The sequence below is a fragment of the Hydrotalea flava genome, from assembly GCF_001623405.1.
GTDB classification, from domain to species: Bacteria; Bacteroidota; Bacteroidia; order Chitinophagales; family Chitinophagaceae; genus Hydrotalea; species Hydrotalea flava.
This window is the reverse complement of the sequence record NZ_LUHG01000092.1, coordinates 1-8,024: the sequence shown is the minus strand read 5'-3', so window position 1 is coordinate 8,024 and position 8,024 is coordinate 1. Positions and strand designations below refer to the sequence as shown.

Annotated in this window: 8 protein-coding genes; all 8 read right to left on the bottom strand. The window is 28.0% G+C overall.

Annotated features, from left to right (window positions below; translation table 11 throughout):
• Positions 1-216: hypothetical protein (locus A0F92_RS15855; protein ID WP_253810385.1), on the bottom strand; the 216-nt coding region annotated here is incomplete at its 3' end.
• A gap of 170 nt (positions 217-386) precedes the next feature.
• On the bottom strand, positions 387-1,574 hold the full coding sequence (locus A0F92_RS10890) for a glycosyltransferase family 4 protein (protein ID WP_068245716.1): 1,188 nt from the start codon (positions 1,572-1,574) through the stop codon (positions 387-389).
• The gene (locus A0F92_RS10885; protein WP_068245713.1) at positions 1,555-2,451 is read right to left on the bottom strand and encodes a glycosyltransferase family protein; all 897 of its coding nucleotides are present in this window, start codon (positions 2,449-2,451) and stop codon (positions 1,555-1,557) included. The genes A0F92_RS10890 and A0F92_RS10885 overlap by 20 nt, the downstream gene beginning before the upstream one ends.
• The gene (locus tag A0F92_RS10880) at positions 2,432-3,697 is read right to left on the bottom strand and encodes an O-antigen polymerase (protein WP_068245710.1); all 1,266 of its coding nucleotides are present in this window, start codon (positions 3,695-3,697) and stop codon (positions 2,432-2,434) included. Before A0F92_RS10880 ends, A0F92_RS10885 begins: the two co-directional genes overlap by 20 nt.
• 71 nt (positions 3,698-3,768) lie before the next feature.
• Positions 3,769-4,692, bottom strand: coding sequence for a hypothetical protein (locus A0F92_RS10875; protein WP_068245707.1), 924 nt, complete (start codon positions 4,690-4,692; stop codon positions 3,769-3,771).
• Positions 4,692-5,384 (bottom strand): FkbM family methyltransferase, encoded by a 693-nt coding sequence (locus A0F92_RS10870; RefSeq protein WP_068245705.1) that lies wholly within the window; start codon positions 5,382-5,384, stop codon positions 4,692-4,694. The genes A0F92_RS10875 and A0F92_RS10870 overlap by 1 nt, the downstream gene beginning before the upstream one ends.
• Before the next feature lie 21 nt (positions 5,385-5,405).
• A complete protein-coding gene (locus A0F92_RS10865; protein ID WP_068245702.1) occupies positions 5,406-6,719 on the bottom strand; it encodes a flippase in 1,314 nt (437 codons plus the stop codon).
• Between the two features lie 233 nt (positions 6,720-6,952).
• Positions 6,953-8,024 (bottom strand): GNVR domain-containing protein (locus tag A0F92_RS10860; protein ID WP_068245700.1); only part of this gene is annotated, 1,072 nt, incomplete at its 5' end.

Below are 8,024 nucleotides of genomic sequence, written 5' to 3'. Positions count from 1 at the left end.
TTTAGAAGACAGTTTAATTAAGAGTATAATAATGGGAAATAACCAGGAAAATACAAACACAAACAAAAGAGAGGTAAAAAAAACATCGAAAAGGCGCTTTGAAGTAGAAGTTTTAACAATCTCAGCTTTATGAAGAATTGAATCAAATACACCGGTAATATCATTATCCAATGCAACAACTGCGGTTTCCCTTCTTTTCAAAAATGTTAGAAGCATAAGTATACGTTTACATTTATCCTTTTAGATAGAAGAAATAAACATTTTCAATTGAGGGGGGTAGACAAATGTAAGGAAAAAGATTCAATATTTGATTTTAAAAAAATTAAGTATAGGTAAAATATTTTCAACACATTAAAATATAGTATAATTATTAATATACATTCCTCTTAACCTGTAACCATATGAAATATTTGTAAGAATTTTGCTGCTATTAAATTTATTTGAAACTTTTCTTCGGCATATAGTCTTCCTTTCAACCCCATGTCGACTCTTAATTTTGCATTGTTTAATAAAATATCAATTTTATTTAAAAGTTCATCTTTATTTTCAGGTGGCACACAAAATCCTGCACCGGAATTAATTACTATTTTAGAGCTCAGGTTTTCTAACGGTGCTGATAATAGTATGGGCTTTTGAGCGCATAAATATGAAAGCACCTTTGAAGGAACAGAAAATAATCCTGCTTCTTTTTCAAGTACTGCAACTAAGATATCAGCAACACCAAGTACATAGGAAAAATCATGAAAATTTTGATATGGAAGAATAATAAGATTGTCTAATTCATTATTTAATTTTTGTTCCTTCAAATAACTTGCACCGATTCCTTCTGATACTACAACAAGCTTTATTTTTTTCTGATTTCTCAAATATAAAGCAATTTGTAGTAATATATTTGGGTCATGTTTTAGGCCTAATGTCCCCGAATAAACTATACAAAAAGAACTATCAAGATTATGTTTTTTTGCCCAAATATTTTTTTTAGGTTCTAACCTGATTTCATTTAAATTAGCCCAATTTTCTATAATGCTTATTTTACTACTTGATATACCAAGTTTATTAATATTTAGAATAAAATCATCTGAAATTGAAATTATATGGGTGGAACTCTTCAATATTTTACTTTCTAAAACTTCAAAAAAATAAGCGATAAAATTTCCAATATACCACAACCTGGTAAAAAGAATTTTTTTTATAGCAATGCTATAAATATCTTGACACCAATAAATGAAGGGGATATTATTTTTTTTTGAAATTTTAAGTATGCCATATTGAATAAACAAAGGAGTATTTCCACTTATAATAATATCAGGTTGAAAATCCAAAATAGACTTGGTCAGTTTATTAACATATTCAAATTCTTGCAAAATTCTCTTAAAAAATGAATATTTAGAAAATTTATGTTTATTACTAATTGCAATAATCTTAATATTAGATAAACTATTTGAAAAATCAGCTTTAGGAGATTCAAAACTTGTACAATAGCAATGCATTACTTGATGTCCCATATCTGCTAAACATTTACTTAATGATAAAGTAAAAGAATGGCCTGCATGATCATTTATCAGAATCTTCATTATTGAAATATTTTTTTATATATAATTTAATACTTGATAAAATAGCATTAATATTACCATTATATGTTGCAAATGCGTCGAAAAGTGTCATATAAGGAGTAATCCAATTAGTATTTGGAGAAGTATTAAATATTACAAAATGTGGTTTATCGAAATAATAAGCTAAGTGAACTGGTAAACTATCAGCACTAATCATGAATTCACATTCAGAAATAATAACAGTTAACTCCTGAAAGTTTTTAAATTTTATAGCTTCTGAAAAGTCAAAATTTTCATTTATATGAATAAAGACCTTTACTTTAAGATTTAGACTTGAGAAAAATTTAACTAGCTCCTTCAATAATTTTGGGTGAATTACTTTGTAACCTTGTCTACTTCCAGGAAATATATATATAGAATGAATTTTTTTATTCAAATAGCTAATCCTATAACTGGAATTAAAAGTATTGAGACTAAAATCAGAAAACAAATCATTTTTTTCAATATAAATATTCCTGTAAATTCCAGGATAAATAAAATTATATCCTGGTAGTATTACAGATAAACGTTTGCTTCTAAAATCTAATAAATAGGTGTCTTCTTTCAAAAGACATTTTTTAATTATTTTTATTTCGTGTTTTAAATTAATTATATCTGATAAAGATTTAATTTTATATAATTGAAAGAGTTTATGATACTCATTCATTGGAATCACTCGTTCTATATAAAAATATTTTGTACAATTTAATTCATAGAATAACTCAGACAGATAGTTAGGTAAAATGATAGGAATTCTTTGATATGTCCCTTTTGAAATAATTGAGGCCGAAATTACAAAATCACCAAAAGCTCTAATTGGCAAATATGTTTTTTTTGAATTAGGTTGATTTATTAACATATTTTCCTAACTTGTATATGTAATAGTAATAGATTAAAAAAGAAGGTAGAAAATATATAGAAATTTGATAAAAATTAGTAAATACAATACCAATATTCATATAGATGAAAACTAAAAAATAAAAAACATCATATGAAGAAATTTTATTTATCAATAGTTTTATAACTTTTAATAAATACCCAGTAAAAAATCCACCTAAAAATGGTACAAAAATAACACCGAACCAACTAAAACTAACATAACCCCAAACACTAATAGGAAGTCTTAACCCACCAGATAGAAAAGAAAGAAAATCATCATCTCTGCCATACATAATATATAATGTCCAAAGTGAAGGATTCCATTTAAATTGGAAAGGTATTAAGCCACCAAAAAATGTTAAGCCGAAAGTATAAGGATTATTAAGTTTAGTAAATGCTTGTAAAAAAGATAAATGATCAGAAATATCGGGCGCTCCATCTGCAACAACTTGTAGCCAATTGGATCCTGTAGATTGAGTACTTGTTGCACTAAATAAATTAAAAATAATGTAATTCAAAGAACTTCCAAGCATAAAAATAAAAAATATGAAGATAATATATAGTACAAATGAAACTTTATCTTTTTTTGAACAAGAATATATAGAGATAGCGATTAAGATTGACTGACCAATTCCTGTGCGCATTAAACTAACAAATATTAGAAAAAAACCAATAACCAGTAAGAAAATATCTATTATTTTAAATTTATTAATTACTTTAAAAATTAGGAATGGCATCATTAATTCAATAAAAATCTTTGAAGTTCTATAAATAATTGCAACTCTCCGATAGGTATCTTGATATTCATTTTTGAAAAATTTAGCTGCCAATGGGTCCTTGGAAAAAAGTGGCATAAATCCCATAACAAGATAGCTGAGCACCATGCCAACAACACCAAGTACATATATGTTAAAAGAGTATTTATAAAGCTTTTGTTTTATCGTATTTTCACTTGAAATAAAAGTATATAATTTATTTTTTTCAATAACAATATCAACAATTGCAACATTTCTTATTTTATTACCAAGAAATAATCCAATCAAATAAAAAAATGCCCCAACTAAATTAATTATAGAGTAAAGATATAATATATCATTTTCAAAAAAGCTTGAATAATTAACAATTAATGAAGGTATAATTATTGAAACTAAGCAAAATCCCAAATTCAAATGAGAAAAAATATTTTTTTTGCTAAACCAAATAAAATAACCTCCTAACTGAAACACACATAAGCAAAAACAATTTATAATATTATACATTAATAATCTGTATTATCAAAATAAAATAAAAGAATACTTTATGAATTAGTTGTATTTCTATTTAATAACCATAGGAGAAAAAATAATTTAAGAACAAAAGGTTTAATAATTTTTTTAATTTTATAAAAATATACATTACTGTATTGAACATGGTTAAGAACATAATCATCTGCGTTAAAATTAACCTTAATTTCAGTGGGATGATTGATGTCTTCTATAGAACCATATACTAATTTATTCAACCACCATGGTTTAATAAATGAATGGGAAGAGCCTTTCCCATACCCTAAATTAGTAATTAAATTAACCTTGGGGGTTATACAAATACCATTATTAAACCAAATTGAAAAAAACCATTGATAATCCCATGTATCGATTCTATGATTCAACATTTCATTAAATATAAATAAAAACCACTTGTTTAACCCTACAGTATTATGATCCTTATATCGAGACAAATTGAAATCATATTTTTCCCACGCTCTTCGCCAAGTAGCCCAACCCCAAATTAGGCTGGCCCTTGAAAAATAATATGAATCAGAAATATTAATTTTATTCAATAACAAATTTGTCCCATTAACCATCATTATAGAATCGTGGTACTGGTATTTCAATAACATTTGTTGACAAAAACTAAAAAAAGAGTTATCCGGGTAACAATCATCTTCCAATATTATCCCAAATTCTACATGTTCAAAAAACCATGAAATAGCTGTACTTACCGCTTTACCGCAACCTAAATTTTCATTACGAAATAAAGTATGCACTTCACATTCCCAATCAATATTATCAATAACAATAGAACGAGTTAAGTCACACAATTCTTTTTCGCCTGGTTTATTTTCTCTAAAACCATCTGCAGCAATATATAATTTTGAAGGTTTTTGCTCTTTAATTTTAGAGAAAGTTATTTTAGTGAGTTCTGGCCTGTTAAATATTAAAAAAAGAATTGGAGTAGTCATTAATTAACATCTTTATAAATGAATGTATATACTGTTTTTGCAAAAATCGCATAATTATTTTTTTTCAAAAAAAGGAAAATTTTATCATTATCCAAATCATGTAAAGATGCATTATGAGACTCTACTAAAATAAACTTAGGTCTATATAAATCCCAATTATTTGATTTTAGAACTTCCAAATCAAATCCTTCAACATCAATTGTCATAAAATCTATTATCAGATTTTTATTTGAAATAAATTTATCTAGTATAGTTGATAATGGATATGTTGGAATATCTTTAACTTTTAAAAATTTATACTTCCCTTCAGATATTATTTTTTGTGCTTGTTCTTCAGAAAATGTATTTATAGCAGGATCACTAAACATATAATATTTCATAACACTCTCAGATTCCGAAATACCAATGTCTAAATTAATATCATCAGGCCGATACTTATCAAATAATTTTTTAGCACCTGGTCTGGGATCTATGTTTATACCTCTCCATTTCCTTTTATAAAAAATATATGTATTAGAAAATCTAAATGGATGATGAGCGCCAATATCAATGTAGAAACCTTTAGTAATTTTAGGGAATAACCTTAATAATATTAAATCCTCACCTTCTTGACTATAAGCAACCTTTATGTAACGAATTTTTGGAAACAAAACTTCGAAAAATTTGATTAAGACTTTTCTAATAATAAACATATAGTAAATTTAAAAATTATTCTAAATTTTTGACATTTTTAATTTGATAAAAATCTTTTTAAAATCTGAGAAAAGTTTATTTATTTCAAAAATATTTTTAAAGTAAATCCAAGATCTTTTGTCATCCAACAATAATAATGAAATATAAACTACAAAATATGAAACTACTGTAGCAATAGCAGCTCCAACTGATCCATAAGGTTTGATAAGAATAAGATTAATGAGGATATTTACAAACAACCCAATTATAGTTGAATATAAACTTATGCGTGGTTTATTTTCGATAACACAATATTGAGACATTACAATTCCTAAACAGACAGGAATAATAGCCCAAATATGTATACGCAAAGTGATATCAGCCAATTCAAATTGTTTACCATATAAAAAATTAATCAATGGACGAGAAAATAAAGTAACAAAAATAGATAGTAAAAAACTAAACCAAAATGAAATTCTCAACCATATTTCAATTTGAGAAATGTAAATACTTTCACTTTTTTCTTTTGAAACAAATAACAAAGGTAAAAGGACATTTGCAAAGATAGTAGGAATAGTATACCATAATTCAGATACACGTATAGCAGCAGAATATATACCTAATTCTTTTGAAGTACTCATGTATTCTAATAACAATTGGTCAATTTTCATATATAATATAACAGCAAGACTTGTAAAAGTATATATAAGACCTTCTCGTGCAAGTTTAACAGCAACACTGTAAGAAAAAGATTTAAATATGTTTAAACTATTATTTTTTAAGTACAGTACTAAAATGAAAAAATATGCAATAAGTAGCTCATAAAATGAAAGCCAAACGAAGAATAAAAAATCTAGTTTCTTATAAATAAAGTAGATTCTTAATATAGAAAATAAAATGAAAATAATGACTTTTGGTATTATTGATTTTTGTAAATTATTTTTTGCTTGATAATAATATTCAAGGACATCAAAAGATTGAAGAGTTATATTTAAAGAAGCAACAATAACGCAAATGATGTATAAATTGGTATTTTTTTTTGTTATATATAATACTAACAAAGACAATATCAAACAAATAATCGAAGCAACTACCCTTGTAACTATTGCTGTAGAAATAATCTCTTCTTCTTCCTCTTTATAAATGCCGACTAAGTTTTTGATTACAACTTTATCAAAACCCAAAGTTGCAAAAACCCCTATAATGGCCGTTAATGCAAGTGAATAATTCCAAATACCAAATTCCTCTGGTCCAATTAATTCTGCAATTCTAGCAATTATATAAACTCCTAACAACAACTTTGAAGCCTTATCAAGAAAAAGCCAAAAACTATTTCTAATAAAAAGTTTAATCATGAATTAAAGCTTTCAAAAAAAAGAATATTTGCAAGAAAAAGTGTGATTATATATAATCTACATAGGGGAATATTGATTATTTATATTAAAAATACATATTTTGTATTTAAATAAAAATAATTTATTAGCATTTAAAATTATTAAAAGCTTCGCCAACCTCACTCCCATTCAGGTTGTGCAGTATTCAATAAATTTATTTTTTCCTACACACAATTCATTTCACTATTCGCGCACTATGACAATGGAGGAGTATTTGTTGCTGCCTCAACTGCCCAATGCCGTTGTAAATAGCGTACAAAGACATATCCTACACCAATTACTACTCCTATTATACATCCAATAATAATAACAAAACTTAACTTCTTCTTCCCATCCTCCAATGGTGCATGGGGCATATCCAATACCTCAATCACGGGCGTTTGCAGCATCAGGGTGGTGCGTACCGTTTCTAAATTCTTCACTACTTCGGTATACAGGGTGGCCAACACCGTACGGTCGCGAGAGGCGAGTTCCGTGGGCACCAATAAGGATTTCAAAGCCGGATTGGCATCATTAATTTGCATGCCGGCTACCTGGTAACTTTTGTTGTTGAGTAATGCCAATAATGAATCGGCCTTTTGCTGCAAACGGTTTACATTGGCGGCCGATACCGAGGTTTTAATATCAATGTACAAATTACTGGCTTCTTTTACCATGCGCTGTACCAATAACAACGAAAAATCGGGGTTAATAGAAGTGGCATCAATGGTAATAATGGAGCCTTTTTTGTTGAGCCGGCTTACCGATACATATTTTTTTGTTACCAATTTGTATACTTCATGCAATACACTATCCTGCAACAAACTCATACTATTACGACCAGTTACCCGGTAAAAGTTGATGGTATCTAAACCGGGCTTACTACGCCACTTTTTCTTTAATTTACTAAAATCTAAAAACACATCTGCTAAAGTAGGCCCATGGGGTTGGGTGCTATCTACTTTACTCAACAACACATGCTCTACAATGCGGCGAGAGGTTAAAATATCCAAAATATTATCGCCTGCAAAAATACTTCCTCCGCCGGTTAAACTACCCACATCAAACCCAAACTGTGAGGCTAAGCCGGCTAAGCCACTACCGCCGGGTGATTTTTCTTCTAAAATAAAAGTTTCTTCTGCCTGGTAAGCCGGTTTTTGCAGGTAATAATACAATAAGCCGCCGCCAATACCTACCATAGCAGCTACCAACAGCCACACCCATTGCTGCCGCAGGTAGCGCAGAAAGGCTTTTACCTGTTGCAGTATATCGGCCAAACTATAATAT